Below are 15,528 nucleotides of genomic sequence, written 5' to 3'. Positions count from 1 at the left end.
GCCGGGCGGTCCGGCGGCCGGTCAGACCGCGCGGTGACCGAGGTGGTGGACCCGCACCAGGTTGGTGGTGCCGGTGACACCGGGCGGGGAGCCGGCCGTGATGATCACGGTGTCGCCCTCGGTGTAGTCGCTGAGCTTCAGCATCTCCTGGTTGACGATCTCCACCATCTCGTCGGTGGTGTTCACGTGCGGGACGACGGTGGTCTGCACGCCCCAGGTGAGCGCCAGCATGTTGCGGGTCGACTCGTCGGGCGTGTACGCCACCACCGGCTGCGGCACGCGGTAGCGGGCCAGCCGGCGGGCGGTGTCGCCGGACTTGGTGAAGGCGACCAGGGTCTTGGCGTCCAGGTAGTCCGCGAGCTCGGCGGCGGCCCGGGCGACGGCGCCGCCCTGAGTGCGCGGCTTGCGGCCGTTGAGCGGCCACAGGCCCTGCTTGAGCAGCTCGACCTCGGCCGCCTCGATGATCCGCGACATCGTCTTCACGGTCTCGATCGGGTACTTGCCGACGCTGGACTCGGCGGAGAGCATGACCGCGTCCGTGCCGTCCAGGATCGCGTTGGCGACGTCGGAGGCCTCGGCGCGGGTCGGACGGGAGTTGGTGATCATCGACTCCATCATCTGGGTCGCGACGATCACCGGCTTGGCGTTGCGGCGGCAGAGCTCGATCAGCCGCTTCTGCACCATCGGGACCTTCTCCAGCGGGTACTCCACCGCCAGGTCGCCGCGGGCCACCATGACGCCGTCGAAGGCGGCGACGACGTCCTCCATGTTGTCGACCGCCTGCGGCTTCTCGACCTTGGCGATGACCGGCACGCGCCGGCCGACCTCGTCCATGACGCGGTGGACGTCACGGACGTCCTTGGCGTCGCGGACGAAGGAGAGCGCCACCATGTCGACGCCCATGCGCAGCGCGAAGCGCAGGTCCTCGATGTCCTTCTCGGACAGGGCGGGCACGTTGACCGCGGCACCGGGCAGGTTGATGCCCTTGTGGTCGGAGATGACGCCGCCCTCGACGACCAGGCAGCGGACCCGCTGGCCCTCGACCTCGATCACGCGCAGCGCGACGTTGCCGTCGTTGATCAGGACGGGGTCCCCGGCGCGGACGTCGGAGGGCAGGCCCTTGTAGGTGGTGCCGCAGATGGTCTTGTCACCGGGGACGTCCTCGGTGGTGATGACGAACTCGTCACCGGCGACCAGCTCCACGGGACCGTCCGCGAAGGTCTCCAGGCGGATCTTGGGGCCCTGGAGGTCGGCCAGCACGCCGATGGCACGTCCGGTCTCCTCGGAGACCTTGCGCACCCGCCGGTAGCGCTCCTCGTGCTCGGCGTGGCTGCCGTGGCTGAAGTTGAAACGGGCCACGTTCATACCGGCCTCGGCCAGCGTCTTCAGCTGGTCGTAGGAGTCGACGGCGGGACCCAGGGTGCAGACGATTTTCGCTCGGCGCATGAGGACGATCCTATCGGGTTTGTTCCGCTCCGGAATTTTCCCGTGCGGGGGAGGCATGGACGGTGCGGACGGCGGGCATAGAGTAGAGCCTTCGGGTGGCTCCCATGTGTCACCGGCCGGTCACCAGCGCGTACGCCTGCTGTGCGATCTCCCACTCCTCGTCGGTGGGGACGACCGCCACCGTGACCCGGCTGCCCGCGGCCGACACCACACGGGCCGCGCTGCCGCGCACCGCGTTGCGCACCGGGTCCAGCTCGACGCCCAGGCCCTCCAGGCCGCTCATGGCGGCGGCCCGCACCGCGGCGGAGTTCTCGCCGACGCCGGCCGTGAAGGCGATCGCGTCGACCCGGCCCAGCACGGCCGTGTAGGCGCCGACGTACTTGCGCAGCCGGTGGACGTAGACGTCGAAGGCGAGCTGCGCGGCGGCGTCGCCCTCGGCCATCCTGCGGGCGATCTCCCGCATGTCGTTGTCACCGCACAGGCCCAGCAGGCCCGAGCGCTTGTTGAGCAGGGCGTCGATCTCGTCGACCGCCATCCCGCCGACACGGGCCAGGTGGAAGACCACCGCGGGGTCCAGGTCCCCCGAACGAGTTCCCATCACCAGCCCCTCCAGCGGGGTGAGCCCCATCGAGGTCTCCACGCACTGCCCGCCGCGCACGGCGGAGGCCGAGGCGCCGTTGCCCAGGTGCAGGACGATGACGTTGACCTCGGCGGGGTCCTTGCCGAGCAGCCGCGCGGTGGCGCGGGAGACGTAGGCGTGCGAGGTGCCGTGGAAGCCGTAGCGGCGCACCTGGTGGGCGTCGGCGGTCTCCCGGTCGATCGCGTAGCGGTAGGCGTGTTCGGGGACGGTGGAGTGGAAGGCGGTGTCGAAGACGGCGACCTGGGGCAGGTCCGGGCGCAGGTCGCGGGCGACCCGGATGCCGGTGATGTTCGCGGGGTTGTGGAGCGGGGCCAGCGGCACCAGCGCCTCGACGGCGGCGAGCACCTCGTCGTCGATCAGCGTCGGCTCGGTGAAGCGCGTGCCGCCGTGCACGACCCGGTGGCCCACCGCGGCCAGTTCGGGGGAGTCCAGGCCGAGGCCGCGGTCGGCGAGTTCGGCCGCGACGGCCTTCAGCGCCTCGGCGTGGTCCGCGACCCCGCCCGGCTCGCCGATCCGCTCGACGGTCCCGGCCGCCGGCCGACTGCCGTCGGCCATGTCCAGGAGCTGGTACTTCACCGACGAGGAGCCGGAGTTGAGGACGAGGACGCGGGTAGCGGTCACGGTGCCTTCCCTGGTGTGGCCGGTCACCGCTCGCCCTGGGCCTGGATGGCGGTGATGGCGACGGTGTTGACGATGTCCTGGACCAGCGCGCCGCGCGACAGGTCGTTGACGGGCTTGCGCAGGCCCTGCAGCACGGGGCCGACGGCCACCGCGCCCGCCGAACGCTGCACCGCCTTGTAGGTGTTGTTGCCGGTGTTGAGGTCCGGGAAGATCAGCACGGTGGCGTTCCCGGCGACCTCCGAGTCCGGCAGCTTGGTGGCCGCGACCTTCGCGTCGACCGCCGCGTCGTACTGGATCGGGCCCTCCACCAGCAGGTCCGGGCGCCGCTGCCGGACGAGTTCGGTGGCCCGGCGCACCTTGTCCACGTCGGCGCCCGAGCCGGAGGTGCCGGTGGAGTACGACAGCATCGCCACCCGCGGCTGCACCCCGAACTGGGCGGCGGTCTCGGCGGACTGGATCGCGATGTCGGCCAGCTGCTCGGCGTCCGGGTCCGGGTTGACCGCGCAGTCGCCGTACACCAGCACCCGGTCGGCCAGGCACATGAAGAAGACCGAGCTGACGATGGAGGCGCCCGGGGAGGTCTTGATGATCTCGAAGGCCGGCCGGATCGTCGCCGCGGTGGAGTGGACGGCGCCGGAGACCATGCCGTCGGCCAGTCCCTGCTCCACCATCAGCGTCCCGAAGTAGGAGACGTCGGCCACGACGTCGTACGCCAGCTCGTAGCTGACGCCCCGGTGGGCGCGCAACCGCGCGTAGAGCTCGGCGAAGCTCTCGCGCAGCGGCGAGGTCTGGGGATCGGTCAGGGTGCAGCCGGGCACGTCGAGGTTGACGCCGAGCTCGCCGGCCCGCTTGCGGATGGCGTCCTCGTCGCCGAGCAGGACGATGTCGCAGACGTCCCGGCGCAGCAGGACCTCGGCCGCGTGCAGGATGCGCTCCTCCGCCCCCTCGGGGAGGACGACCCGGCGGCGGGCCGAGCGGGCGCGTTCGATCAGCTCGTGCTCGAACATCATCGGGGTGACGCGCTCGCCGCGGACCACCGACAGCCGCTCGGTCAGCTCACCGCCGTCCACGTGCTTCTCGAAGAGCCCGAGCGCGGTCTCCGCCTTGCGGGGGGTGGCCGCGCCCAGCCGGGCCTCCAGGGCGAAGAGCTCGGCGGCGGTCGGGAAGCTGCCGCCGGGCACCGACAGCACCGGCGTGCCGGGGGCCAGCCGGGCCGCCAGGGCCATGATCTCCGGGCCGGGCACCTCGTCCAGGGTGAGCAGGATGCCGGCGATGGGCGGTGCGCCGGCGGAGTGCGCGGCCAGCGAGCCGATGATCAGGTCCGCCCGGTCGCCGGGGGTGATCACCATGCAGCCCGGCGTCAGCGCCTGGATGAACCTCGGCAGCATCGCGCCGCCGAAGACGAAGTTCATCACGTCCCGGGACAGGCCGCCGTGGTCGCCGAGCAGCACCTCGGCGTGGAGCGCCTCGACGACCTGGGCGACCGTGGGAGCCGACAGGGCCGGCTCGTCGGGCAGCACGTACGCGGGCACCGGCAGCCGCCGGCGCAACCGCTGCGCGGTCTCCTCCAGCACCTGCGGGGGCACCCGGTTGGCGACCATGGCGACGATGTCGCAGCCCAGCCCGCTGTACGACAGGTGCGCGTTGCGGACCTCGTCCACGACCGACTCGGCGCTCTGGTCGCGGCCGCCGATCACCGGGATCACCGAGGCGCCGAACTCGTTCGCCAGCCGGGCGTTGATGCCGAGCTCGCCGGGGAGGTTGGTCTCGTGGAAGTCCGAGCCGAGGACGAGCACGGTGGGGAATTCCGCGGCCACCAGGTGGTAGCGGTCCACCAGGCCCGCGATGAGGGCGTCCCGGCCCTGCTCGGCCTGGAGCGCGGCCGCCTCCTCGTAGCTCAGCCCGTAGGCGGTCGCCGGGTCCTGGGTGAGCCGGTAGCGGCTGCGCAGCAGCTCGAACATCCGGTCGGGCGTGTCGTGGACGAGGGGCCGGAACACCCCGACCCGGTCCACCTGCCGGGACAGCAGTTCCATCACGCCCAGCTCGACGACCTGGCGGCCGTCCCCCCTGCCGATACCGGTTACGTACACGCTGCGCGTCACGCGCTCTCTCCGTTTCTGCCCGGCGTGATCCACCCCAGTCGGGTGGCGGACATCTCTTGACATTACCGTTCGGTGTGCGTATGACGCGCGGCGGGTCCGGTGCGGACCTACGATGCGAACAGGCGACCGTACACGCGACCGGAGGGAGCGTGGAGCGCCATGCGCATCGGAGTCCTCACCGCCGGCGGCGACTGCCCGGGACTCAACGCCGTGATCCGCTCGGTGACCCACCGCGCGGTGAGCTGCCACGGCGACGAGGTCATCGGCTTCGAGGACGGCTTCCGGGGTCTGCTGGAGGGCCACTACCGCGCGCTCGACCTCAACTCCGTCAGCGGCATCCTCGCCCGGGGCGGCACCATTCTGGGCTCCTCCCGCCTGGAACGCGCCCGCCTCCACGAGGCCGCCGACAACTGGCGCACCCTGTGCTCCGGCTACGGACTGGACGTGCTCATCCCCATCGGCGGCGAGGGCACGCTGACCGCGGCCCGACTGCTCGCCGACGCCGGCATGCCGGTGGTCGGCGTGCCCAAGACCATCGACAACGACATCTCCGCCACCGACCGCACCTTCGGCTTCGACACCGCCGTCACCGTCGCCACCGAGGCGATCGACCGCCTGAAGACCACCGCCGAGTCACACCAGCGGGTGATGGTCGTCGAGGTCATGGGCCGGCACGCCGGCTGGATCGCCCTGGAGTCCGGCATGGCCGGCGGCGCGCACGGCATCTGCCTGCCGGAGCGGCCCTTCGACCCCGCCGACCTCGTCGCCATGGTCGAGGAGCGCTTCGCCCGTGGCAAGAAGTTCGCCGTCATCTGCGTGGCCGAGGGCGCGCACCCCGCCGAGGGCACGATGCCGTACGCCCACGGCGAGATCGACGCCTACGGCCACGAGCGCTTCGCCGGCATCGGCGCGCGGCTCGCCGTCGAGCTGGAGCAGCGCCTGGGCAAGGAGGCCCGCCCGGTCATCCTCGGGCACGTCCAGCGCGGCGGGGTGCCCACGGCGTACGACCGCGTGCTGGCCACCCGCTTCGGGTGGCACGCCGTGGAGGCCGCGCACAAGGGCGCCTTCGGGTGCATGACGGCGCTGCGCGGCACCGCGGTGGAACTGGTGCCGCTCGCCGACGCGGTGATGGTGCTCAAGCGGGTGCCCGAGGACCGGATGGAGGAGGCGGCCGTGGTCTTCTGACGGGCCGTCGCCTCGACGGGGCCGTGTGCGCGGACGGTTCAGGCGCGGTGCTGCGGCGCCCAGCGGTAGGTGAGTTCGGGCCTGCCGACCTGGCCGTACTGCGGGGCGCGGACCGCGCGGCCGGTCTCCACCAGGTGCTCCAGGTAGCGGCGGGCCGTGATCCGGGAGACGCCGACGGCCTGGGCCGCCGCGTTCGCCGACAGGCCCCGCTCCGCCTCGCGCAGCGCCGCCGTCACCGCCTCCAGGGTGGGGGCGCTGAGGCCCTTGGGCAGCACCGAGCCCTCCGGGCCGCGCAGGGCCGCCAGGGCGCGGTCCACCTCGTCCTGCCCGGAGGCCTCGCCGCCGGCGAGCCCGTCGCGATAGCGCGCCCAGCGCTGCAGCCGGTCGCGAAGCGTGGGAAAGGTGAAGGGCTTCAGCAGGTACTGCACCACCCCGACCGAGACGGCCTGCCGCACCACGCCAAGATCCCGGGCCGAGGTCACCGCCACCACGTCGGCGGTGTGCCCGGCCGCCCGCAGCGTGCGCACGACCTGCAGCCCGTGCCCGTCGGGCAGGTTGAGATCGAGCAGGACCAGGTCCACCTGGTGCCGGTCCAGCGCGCGCAGGGCGGCGCTCCCGGAGTGGGCGACCGCCGCGACCGTGAACCCCGGCAGCCGCTCGACGTACAGCCGGTGGGCGTCCGCGGCCACCGGGTCGTCCTCGACGACCAGCACCTTGATCATGTCGGTACCTCCCTGTGCAGCGGCAACCGTACGGTGAAGGAGGCGCCGCCGCCCACCGCCCGGTCCAGGTCCACGGCGCCGCCCGCACGCCGGGCGGTCTGCGCGACGAGCGCGAGCCCGAGGCCGTGCCCGTGGCTCTTGGTCGTCCAGCCGCGCCGGAAGACCTCGCGCACCACCGCCGGGTCCACCCCGCGCCCGCTGTCGGTGACCCGCAGCAGCAACTCGCCGTCGTCGGCCCGGGCGGTGACCTCGACGTGCGGGCGCGCGGTCGTCAGCGCGGCCCCCTCGATGGCGGCGTCCAGGGCGTTGTCGATCAGGTTGCCCAGCAGGGTGACGAGATCCCGGGAGGTCAGTGCGGCAGGCAGCACGCCGTCGTCGATACGGCTGTCCTCGGTGACCGTCAGCTCCACGCCGCGCTCGTTCGCCTCGGCAGCCTTGCCCAGCAGCAGCGCGGCCAGCACCGGTTCCGCCACCGCCGCCACCACGCTGTCGGTCAGCGCCTGGGCGAGCTGCAGTTCGGCGGTGGCGAACTCCACCGCGTCCTCCACCCGGCCGAGTTCGATGAGCGAGACGACCGCGTGCAGCCGGTTGGAGGCCTCGTGGGCCTGAGAGCGCAGCGCCTCGGCGAAGCCGCGCACGGAGTCCAGCTCACCGGTGAGCGACTGCAGGTCCGTGTGGTCCCGCAGGGTCACCACGGTGCCGCGGCGCTCCCCGCCGCTCACCGGCGAGGTGTTGACGACCACCACCCGCTCCGCGGTCAGGTGCACCTCGTCCACCCGCGGCTCGGCCGCCAGCAGCGCGCCGGTCAGCGAGGCGGGCAGCCCGAGGCCGGCGACGTACGAGCCGACCACGTTGCCGGGCAGGCCCAGCAGTTCGCGGGCGGCGTCGTTGCACAGCGCGACCCTGCGGGCCGCGTCCAGCAGGATCAGGCCCTCGCGCACCGCGTGCAGGGTCGCCTGGTGGTAGTCGTACATACGGCTCAGCTCGTCCGCGGCCATGCCGTGCGTGTGCCGCCGCAGCCGGGCGTTGGCGAGGTAGGTGCCGAGGCCGCCGACCACCAGGGCCGCCGCGGCTATCCCGATGACCACCACCAGTTGGTCGCGCACCTGACCGGTGATGGTCTCCACCGTGATGCCGACGCTGACCAGGCCGACGATCCGGCCGTCGTCGAGGACGGGGGTGACCACGCGCACGGACGCGCCCAGCGTGCCGGTGTAGGTCTCGGTGAAGGTCTCGCCGTGCTGGGCGCGTTCTATGTGGCCGAGGAAGCGGTGGCCTATCTGGGCGGTCTCGGGGTGCGTCCAGCGGATGCCGTCCCGGCTCATGATGGTCACGAAGGACACCCCGGCGTCCCGCCGGACCTGCTCCGCGTACGGCTGGAGCGCGGCGGTGGGGTCAGCGCCGCGGATCGCCGCCGCGACCGAGGGCGCGTCGGCCACCGCCCGCGCCGCGGCCGTGACCCGGTCCCGCGCGGCGTCCCGCGCGCGGGCGGCGGTGCCCGCGTAGACGAGCGCCGCGATGCCCGCGACCACCATGGCCACGATGACCACCTGCATCGCGAACAACTGGCCGGCCAGGCTGTGCGCGCGGCGGCGCGGCCGGGGGCGGCGGAAGCGGGTCGGAAGCGGCATGCCCACCAGTGTGCACAGGTGCCGCGAACACAATGAACGCAAACGTGACCTGGCTCACGGCACGGCGCATAGTCACCGGGACCTATCCGATCGCGGGCGTCCTGGGACGGCGTCCGGATGGACCGAGGAGACGAAGGTGTCAGTGCCGGTACAGAGCCGTACCCAGGGTCGCAGAGACCGCACCCACTTCCTGTACATCGCGGTGCTCGTCGCCGCGATCGCCGGCGCCGTGCTCGGGATGGTGGCGCCCGACGCGGCCGTCGAACTGAAGCCCATCGGCACCGGCTTCGTGAACCTGATCAAGATGATGATCTCGCCGATCATCTTCTGCACGATCGTGCTCGGCGTGGGGTCGGTCCGCAAGGCCGCCAAGGTCGGCAGGGTCGGCGGCCTCGCCCTCGGCTACTTCGTGGTGATGTCCTTCGTCGCCCTCGCCATCGGCCTGGTGGTCGGCAACATCCTCCAACCCGGCGACGGACTGCACCTGACCGACGCGCTCAAGGACGTGGGGCAGGCGCAGGCCAAGGACGCCCCGGCCGAGACCCTGCCGGACTTCCTGCTGAGCATCATCCCGGTCACCCTTGTCTCCGCCTTCACCGAGGGCCAGGTGCTGCAGACCCTGCTGGTCGCGCTGCTGGTCGGCTTCGGCCTGCAGGCCCTGGGCACGGCGGGCGAGCCGGTCCTGCGCGGCATCGGCCACATCCAGAAGCTGGTTTTCCGCGTGCTGTCGATGATCATGTGGGCGGCTCCGATCGGCGCCTTCGGCGCGATCGCGGCGGTCGTCGGCTCGGCCGGCGTGGACGCCCTGAAGGCCCTCGCCACGATCATGCTGGGCTTCTACGTCACCTGCCTGATCTTCGTCGTGGTCGTCCTCGGCCTGATGCTCCGCTTCATCGCCGGGATCAGCCTCTTCCAGCTCCTGAAGTACCTCGGCCGGGAGTTCCTGCTGATCGTCTCCACCTCCTCCTCGGAGTCGGCGCTGCCCCGCCTCATCGCCAAGATGGAGCACCTGGGCGTCAGCCGCCCGGTCGTCGGCATCACCGTGCCGACCGGCTACTCCTTCAACCTCGACGGCACCATGATCTACCTGACCATGGCCTCGCTGTTCATCGCCGACGCGATGGGCCAGCCGCTCGCCATCGGCCAGCAGATCACCCTGCTGCTGTTCATGATGGTCGCCTCCAAGGGCGCCGCCGGCGTCACCGGCGCGGGCCTGGCGACCCTGGCCGGGGCGCTCCAGTCGCACAAGCCGGCCCTGGTCGACGGCGTCGGCCTCATCGTCGGCATCGACCGCTTCATGAGCGAGGCGCGCGCGGTCACCAACTTCGCGGGCAACGCCGTCGCCACGGTGCTGATCGGCACCTGGACCAAGGAGTTCGACCGCGAGCAGGCCCAGCGCGTCTTCGCCGGCGAGCTGCCCTTCGACGAGACCACGCTCATCGACCACGGCCACGGCGCCGCCACCGAGCCCGCCGCTCCGGCGGCATCCGGCAAGGAGCCGGTGGCGACGGCCTGACCATCCGTCACCATCCCGTCGGGCGGATCCCCTCCGCCCGGCGGGACCCTTGGTGTGCTCCCGCGCGCATCTCGCGCCGCGCCCGCCAGGTGGTGTGCTCCCATGACACCGCGTCCTCCGCGTCCCGGGTGAGCCGGGGCCGCAGGCCTCGGCATGCGGGTCGTCCAGGTCCAGCGACGCCGACCGCACCCGCACAAGCTCCGGTTCGTCCGCCGCCATCCGGTACGCGCGGCGGCCGTGGCGGGCTGTACCGGCGCAGCTGCGCCCAGGCCGCGACGGCCGGCGCGGACTGCACCTGGACGCGCTCCCGGAGGTACACGTCCTGCCGTACCCAGCCGGTACAGGGCGTCCGGCCGAACTCGCGCTCCCCGCGGGCGCCCTCGGTGGTCCGGCCGTCACGCCCTCGGTGGTCCGGCCGTCACGCCCTCGGCGAACGCCCGGCGCAACATGCCCCGGAGGCGGGCAGAGTGAGGGGTGTGCTGAGACGAGTCGCGGTCCTGTCCGACGTCCACGGCAATCTGCCCGCCCTGGAGGCCGTGCTCGCCGAGCCCGACGTCCGCGCCGCCGATCGGGTGGTCCTCACCGGGGACCACGCGGCAGGGCCGATGCCGGCGCCCACTCTCGACGCGCTGCGCGCCCTCGGCGGGCGCGCCCTGTGGATCCGCGGCAACGCGGACCGGGAACTGGTCGAGCACCGCCGTACGGGCGCCGCGACCGGGTACCCCGAGTCGGACTGGGCGGCGCGGCGGCTCAGCGAGGACCAGGCGGCGCTGCTGGCCGGGCTCCCGGACACCCTGGAGCTGGAGGTCGACGGCCCGGGCCGGACGCTGTTCTGCCACGCGACCCCGCGCGACGACGAGGAGATCGTGCTCGTCGACTCCCGTGCCGAACGCTGGGCCGAGGTGATGTCCGGCGTCGCCCCGGAGGTGGAGACCGTGGTCTGCGGGCACACGCACATGCCGTACGCGCGGATCGTCCACGGCCGGCTCGTCGTCAACCCAGGAAGCGTGGGCATGCCGTACGGCCGCGGCGGCGCCCACTGGGCACTCCTGGGCGCGGGCGGCGTCCAGTTGCGGCGCACGGTCTACGACCGTGAGGCGGCGGCCGCCCGGATCGTCGCGGAGTCGGGTTTCGACGGCGCCGCGCCGTGGGTGCGGGAGTACGTCCTCGGCTGCCATCCGGCGGAGGCCGTGATCGAGGCGTGGGGGCCGCGCGACGGGCGGCCCGCGCCGGAGCACGCGCGCGGCGGCGGCTGACGCCGACGCGGGGCGAGGTCTCGTCCCGCCGTGACACGGGCGGGCCCGCCCGCACCCGAGGGGCGCGGGCGGGCCGCACCCGGCGGCCCGGGACGGCGTCCGGTCAGGCGGGCCGCAGCCAGACGGTGGCCAGCGGCGGCAGGGTGAGCTGCACGCTCTGGCCGCGGCCGTTCCAGGGGACCGGCTCGGACTTCAGCGGCTCGGGGTTGGTGACGTCGCTCCCGCCGTAGCCCGCGGCGTCGGTGTTGAGCACCTCCCGCAGCGCCTCCACCCCGTCCGGCACGCCGATCCGGTAGCCGTGCCGGACGACCGGCGAGAAGTTGCTGACCGCGACCAGAGGGTCGCCCCCGGCGTCCATGCGGATTAAGGAGAAGACGTTGTCCTCGGCCGCGCCGCCGTCGAGCCAGGAGAAGCCGTCCGGGGTGGTGTCGCGCTGCCACAGCGGCGGCGTGGCCCGGTACAGGGTGTTGAGGTCCCGGACGAGGTCCCGTACGCCGCAGTGGTCGCCCGCCGCGGAGTACGTCTCGTCCAGCAGCCACCAGTCCGGCCCGTGTTCGTGGTGCCATTCGGCGCCCTGCGCGAACTCCTGCCCCATGAAGAGCAGTTGCTTGCCCGGATGTGCCCACATGAATCCGAGGTACGCGCGGTGGTTGGCGCGCTGCTGCCACCAGTCGCCGGGCATCTTGGCCACCAGCGCGTCCTTGCCGTGGACGACCTCGTCGTGCGAGATCGGCAGGACGTAGTTCTCGCTGTAGGCGTACACCATCGAGAAGGTCATCTCGTTGTGGTGGTACTTGCGGTGCACCGGCTCGTGCTTGATGTACTCCAGCGAGTCGTGCATCCAGCCCATGTTCCACTTCAGACCGAAGCCCAGCCCGCCGAAGCCGGTCGGGCCGACGTGGTGGGTGGGCCGGGTGACGCCGTCCCAGGCGGTGGACTCCTCGGCGATGGTGACGACGCCGGGGCAGCGCCGGTAGACCGTCGCGTTCATCTCCTGCAGGAAGGCGACGGCGTCGAGGTCCTCGCGGCCGCCGTGGACGTTCGGCGCCCACTCGCCGTCCTCGCGCGAGTAGTCGAGGTAGAGCATCGAGGCGACGGCGTCCACCCGCAGTCCGTCGATGTGGAACTCCTCGCACCAGTAGACCGCGTTGGCCACCAGGAAGTTGCGGACCTCCGTGCGGCCGAAGTCGAACTCCAGGGTTCCCCAGTCGGGATGTTCGCCGCGCCAGGGGTGTTCGTAGAGGTTGGTGCCGTCGAAGCCCGCCAGCGCCCAGTCGTCCTTGGGGAAGTGGGCCGGCACCCAGTCCATGATCACGCCGATGCCCGCCCGGTGCAGCGCGTCCACCAGGTACCGGAAGTCGTCCGGGGTGCCCATCCGGGCGGTCGGGGCGTAGTACGAGGTGACCTGGTAGCCCCAGGAGCCGCCGAAGGGGTGCTCGGCGACCGGCATCAGCTCCACATGCGTGAAGCCCAGATCGCGCACGTACGCGGGGAGCTGCTCGGCCAGTTCGCGGTAGGACAGCCCCGGCCGCCACGAGGCGAGGTGCACCTCGTACACCGAGAAGGGGGCCTCGTGCACCGGCAGCCGCCCGCGCGAGGCCATCCAGTCGGCGTCCCGCCACTCGTGGCGGGAGACGGTGACGATCGAGGCGGTGGCCGGCGGTTCCTCGGTGCGGCGGGCCATCGGATCGGCCTTGAGCCGCCGTCCGCCGTCCGCGCCGCAGACCTCGAACTTGTAGCGCTGCCCCTCGCCGACCTCGGGCAGGAACAGCTCCCAGACGCCGGACGAGCCCAGCGAGCGCATCGGGAAGGCGGTGCCGTCCCAGCAGGTGAAGTCGCCGACCACCCGCACCCCGCGGGCGTTGGGCGCCCACACGGTGAAGCGGGTGCCGGCGACCCCCTGGTGGGTCATCGGCTCGGCGCCCAGCGCCCGCCACAGCTGCTCGTGCCGTCCCTCGGCGATCAGGTGCAGGTCGAGCTCGCCGAGGGCGGGCAGGAAGCGGTAGGGGTCGTGCACCTCGCGCTCGTCGCCGTCGTAGGCGACGGCCAGCCGGTACTCGGGGACCTCCGTCAGCGGCAGCACGCCGCTGAACAGCCCGTCGCCCTCGTGGTGCAGCGCCGTGCGGGCCCCGTCGGCGGTGACGACGGCCACGCTGCGCGCGTAGGGCCGCAGCGCGCGGAAGGCCAGGCCGTCCGTCACGCGATGGACGCCGAGCAGGGCGTGCGGGTCGTGGTGGGAGCCGTCCAGCAGGCGCCGGCGCTCGCCCGGGTCGAGCCCGGGGGCCGGCGGAACATCGCCGGCCGCGGGGCCCGCGGCGACCGCGACCCCGGGCGCGGGCGGCGGTGCCTGCCGGCCGGCTTCCGGCGCGGGACGCGGAGCGGCGCCGGAAGCCGGCCGCCGTCCGCGCCCGGTGCTGTCGTAGCCGCGTGCGGCGGCCTCGGAGGAGCCGGTGGGGTCCGGCTGCGGGCGCTTCGCGGGCGGCCGGGCGCCCGTGGCCCCGGGCTTGGCGCCTTCGGACGTGCCCCCGCGTGCGCGCTTCGCGCCGGCGGCCCCGCGCGCCCCGGCGGCCGGGGCCGGGGGGATCAGCGGGTCGACGGGGGGCGGCGGGGGAGCCGAGCCCTCGGACCCGCTGCCGTGTTCGGAACGTGCGGCGCGGGCACTCCCCTTTCCGCCCGGGCCGGGGATGGCGTCGGGGAACGGCTGGCGATCGGTCACGATCAGGTCCTCCTCGGATGGGCGCGGGATGCCCGGTCAGGGGGTGCGGCCGTGCGGGGGCTGCGCGAGGCGGCGCACCGCGGCCATGGGGATGGAGAGCCAGGCGGGCCGGTGCCTGGCCTCGTAGAGCACTTCGTAGACGGCCTTGTCGGTCTCGAAGGCCCGTATCACGACGGGCTCGTCCCGTGGATCGGTCCCGGCGGCCTCCGCGTAGCCCGCGCAGAAGGCGGCGCGCTGCGTCCGCGCCCACTCGGGCGCTTCGGCGGCGGACGGGTCGTGGTGCCGGGCGGCGTAGTCGAAGGAGCGCAGCATCCCGGCGACGTCCTGCACCGGGGGAGCGGCACGGCGGCGTTCGGGCAGCGGCCGGGCCGGCTCGCCCTCGAAGTCGATCAGCACCCACCCCCCGGGACGGGTGCGCAGCGCCTGCCCGAGGTGGAGGTCGCCGTGCACGCGCTGCGCGGCCAGCACCGTGCCGCGCGCGCCGAGCGCGGCGAGGTCGTCGAAGGCGGCCCGCAGCGCCGCGCGGTACGGCCGCAGAGCGGGCACCGCCGCCGCGGCGGCGTCCAGGCGTGCGGCCATGGCGGCGGCGAGCAGTTCGATCTGCGGACGCCGCAGGGTGCTCGTCGGCAGGGCGCGCGCCAGCGCCAGATGGACCTCGGCGGTGGCGCGTCCCAGCGCGTGCGCCTCGCCGGAGAAGTCGCTGCCGTCCTCCACGGCCTGCAGGGCGAGTTCCCACGCGCCGGCAGAACCGGGCAGGAAGCGCTGCAGCACGCCGAGCGTGGCGGGTTCGTCGTACAGGCCGAGCGCCTCGAACCAGGCGGCGGGCGCCGCGACGCGCCGCGAGCCGGCCCGCGCCAGGGCCAGGGAGAGCTCCAGGTCGGGGTTGGGACCCGGGGCGACGCGCCGGAACAGCTTGAGGATGAAGGTGTCGCCGTAGATGACCGAGCTGTTGGACTGCTCGGCGGTGGACAGCCGTGGTGCCAGCCCCGCCGGGATCGCCGCGCCCGGCTCGGAGCCGAAACGCAGGTGCCCGGTGCGGCCGGGGGCGCGCAGCCGCTCCAGCAGCAGGGACGTCAGGCGCGGGTCGTGCAGGGCCTCGTAGATGGTCAGGCCGTCCAGGGGCCCGCCGACGGCGTGACCGACGAGGGCGGGCGCCAGCGCGGGTGGCAGCAGCGCCCGGGTGCCGAGCAGCAGCTGGTAGGTGTCGGTCGGCTGCCCCTGCCCGAGCCGGTGCCCGGCGCCGGACGCCCCCTCCCGCGCGTCGTGGTGGACGTCGAGCAGCAGATGAAGGAGACCGGGGGCGCCGAGCCGCCCGTCGGCCGGCAGCAGCTCGGTGGCCGAGACCAGCCCGAAGCCGCTGATCGGCCGTCCCTTCCCGGCGAACCACCGCTGCCGGGGCAGCCACTCGCGCAGCATCGGGACGAGCGCGGGGAGCAGACCAGGCGCGGGGGGCACGGTGGTCCCCGACCGGACTGCGGAGGTGCGAAGCCACGAGGTGTCCGACATGACGTCCTTTCCTCGGGTGCCGGGCCTGCTGGTTCCCTAAGTGAAGGGGCGCGCTGGGGCGATGGTCCGACGAGTGGGACGTGTCGGACGAATATCATCCGAGCCGGTGGAGCAATTGGCGTACGTGGCGTGCGAGGGACAAGGGCCCGTACAGCATCCGATATGACGCTGGATCCGGCAGGGGGAG

The 15,528-nt window shown here is 73.4% G+C and carries 10 protein-coding genes; 3 read left to right on the top strand and 7 right to left on the bottom strand.

Translation table 11 applies throughout. The features are described 5' to 3' along the window. Window positions 1-21: 21 nt before the first annotated feature. The 3 genes from pyk to pta all read right to left on the bottom strand — a co-directional run bounded on the left by pyk (window position 22) and on the right by pta (window position 4,809). Complete coding sequence (pyk, locus tag AC3ET4_RS08900; RefSeq protein WP_431947769.1) at window positions 22-1,446, bottom strand: pyruvate kinase; 1,425 nt, start codon at window positions 1,444-1,446, stop codon at window positions 22-24. Window positions 1,447-1,555: 109 nt separating this feature from the next. Continuing rightward, window positions 1,556-2,707: an acetate kinase gene (locus tag AC3ET4_RS08895; protein WP_431947767.1), complete on the bottom strand. Its 1,152-nt coding sequence runs from the start codon at window positions 2,705-2,707 to the stop codon at window positions 1,556-1,558. A 23-nt stretch (window positions 2,708-2,730) separates the two neighbouring features. Further along, entirely contained in the window at window positions 2,731-4,809 is a 2,079-nt protein-coding gene (gene pta, locus AC3ET4_RS08890) for a phosphate acetyltransferase (RefSeq protein WP_431947765.1), read from the bottom strand. 159 nt (window positions 4,810-4,968) lie between these two features. Between pta and AC3ET4_RS08885 the strand changes: the two genes are divergently transcribed. Continuing rightward, window positions 4,969-5,994, top strand: a complete 1,026-nt coding sequence (locus tag AC3ET4_RS08885; protein WP_431947763.1) for an ATP-dependent 6-phosphofructokinase — start codon at window positions 4,969-4,971, stop codon at window positions 5,992-5,994. A gap of 38 nt (window positions 5,995-6,032) precedes the next feature. On the opposite strand, the gene AC3ET4_RS08880 is transcribed toward AC3ET4_RS08885, so the two are convergent. Together AC3ET4_RS08880 and AC3ET4_RS08875 are read right to left on the bottom strand one after the other, a co-directional pair. Then, window positions 6,033-6,716, bottom strand: coding sequence for a response regulator (locus AC3ET4_RS08880; RefSeq protein ID WP_431947761.1), 684 nt, complete (start codon window positions 6,714-6,716; stop codon window positions 6,033-6,035). After that, complete coding sequence (locus AC3ET4_RS08875; protein ID WP_431947759.1) at window positions 6,713-8,347, bottom strand: sensor histidine kinase; 1,635 nt, start codon at window positions 8,345-8,347, stop codon at window positions 6,713-6,715. Before AC3ET4_RS08875 ends, AC3ET4_RS08880 begins: the two co-directional genes overlap by 4 nt. A gap of 142 nt (window positions 8,348-8,489) precedes the next feature. Between AC3ET4_RS08875 and AC3ET4_RS08870 the strand changes: the two genes are divergently transcribed. Next, complete coding sequence (locus AC3ET4_RS08870; RefSeq protein WP_431947914.1) at window positions 8,490-9,863, top strand: cation:dicarboxylate symporter family transporter; 1,374 nt, start codon at window positions 8,490-8,492, stop codon at window positions 9,861-9,863. A gap of 476 nt (window positions 9,864-10,339) precedes the next feature. Further along, on the top strand, window positions 10,340-11,119 hold the full coding sequence (locus AC3ET4_RS08865) for a metallophosphoesterase family protein (protein ID WP_431947757.1): 780 nt from the start codon (window positions 10,340-10,342) through the stop codon (window positions 11,117-11,119). A 103-nt stretch (window positions 11,120-11,222) separates the two neighbouring features. Here the strand turns inward: AC3ET4_RS08865 and glgB are convergent, their stop codons facing one another. After that, the gene (gene glgB, locus AC3ET4_RS08860) at window positions 11,223-13,835 is read right to left on the bottom strand and encodes a 1,4-alpha-glucan branching enzyme (RefSeq protein ID WP_431947755.1); all 2,613 of its coding nucleotides are present in this window, start codon (window positions 13,833-13,835) and stop codon (window positions 11,223-11,225) included. A gap of 36 nt (window positions 13,836-13,871) precedes the next feature. Then, entirely contained in the window at window positions 13,872-15,341 is a 1,470-nt protein-coding gene (locus AC3ET4_RS08855; RefSeq protein ID WP_431947753.1) for a maltokinase N-terminal cap-like domain-containing protein, read from the bottom strand. Window positions 15,342-15,528: the final 187 nt, after the last annotated feature.

Source organism: Actinacidiphila sp. bgisy167, assembly GCF_057707665.1.
This window is presented reverse-complemented; position numbering and strand designations above follow the sequence as displayed.